Below are 878 nucleotides of genomic sequence, written 5' to 3' on the forward strand. Positions count from 1 at the left end.
CGCCATGCAGGACCTGCGGCTGCCGGACGGACGCGCCCGCCTGGTGCGCCACGGGCACGGTCCGGAACGCGCGATCCAGACCGGCATCGGCCCGGTGCCGGTGGCCGCCCAGGCCGCCTCGACCAGCATCGCTCGGGCATGGCTTCGCCCCGCCTTGCTGATGCGGCCGTGCTGGGCGAGCCCGAGGCCGGATTGGCGCACGCGCGGGTTCAGCCCGAAGTAGCTCACCAACTTCTGCGGGCTGGGGAAGCGGCGCACGTCGCCGATCGCGGCGGCGAGCCCGGCGGCCACCGTCACGTTGATGCCGGTGACGGTGAGCAGGCGGCGCACCACGGGACTGTCGACCGTCGCTTCGCCGATCGCTCGATCGAGGACGGCAAGGTCCTCGCCCAGAGCATCGAACTCGCGCAGGTGCCGCCGCACCGCCGCGTGCTCGTCGTCGGGCAACGCCTGCCGTTCCAGCCAGGCTCGGCCGACCCGGCTGAACAGGTCGGCGTGCGGGCATGGCGGCACGAGGTGAGCGTGCAGGATCGCGTGGGTCTCGTTCTTGAGGCACGTGCGATGGCGCACGACCTGATTGCGCCGCGCCACGAGCCGGCGCAGCCGCTCGGTGGCCGCGTCCGGCGTCCAGACCTCCGGCAGGTAGCCCGCCGCATAGAGGTTGGCGAGCACGCCCGCGTCGATCTTGTCGGTCTTCACGTGCGCATGGGCGATCGCCTTCACCTGCAGCGGGTTGGCGATCACCACCCGCGCCACGTGCGGTTTTAGCAGATGCGAGACGGCCATCGCGTTGCCGGTCGCCTCGATCACCACCTCATCGCTGGCCTGCAGGGTGCGGGCAAAGCCCTCCAGTCCGCTGCGGGTCATGTCGACCCGGC

1 pseudogene is annotated in these 878 nt (G+C 72.0%); it reads right to left on the reverse strand.

The annotated features are described in order from the left end of the window. Positions 1-66: 66 nt before the first annotated feature. Positions 67-878, reverse strand: a pseudogene (locus tag MET2598_RS37955) (IS110 family transposase); the annotation flags it as partial.

Source organism: Methylobacterium sp. WSM2598, assembly GCF_000379105.1.
Classification (GTDB): Bacteria; Pseudomonadota; Alphaproteobacteria; order Rhizobiales; family Beijerinckiaceae; genus Methylobacterium.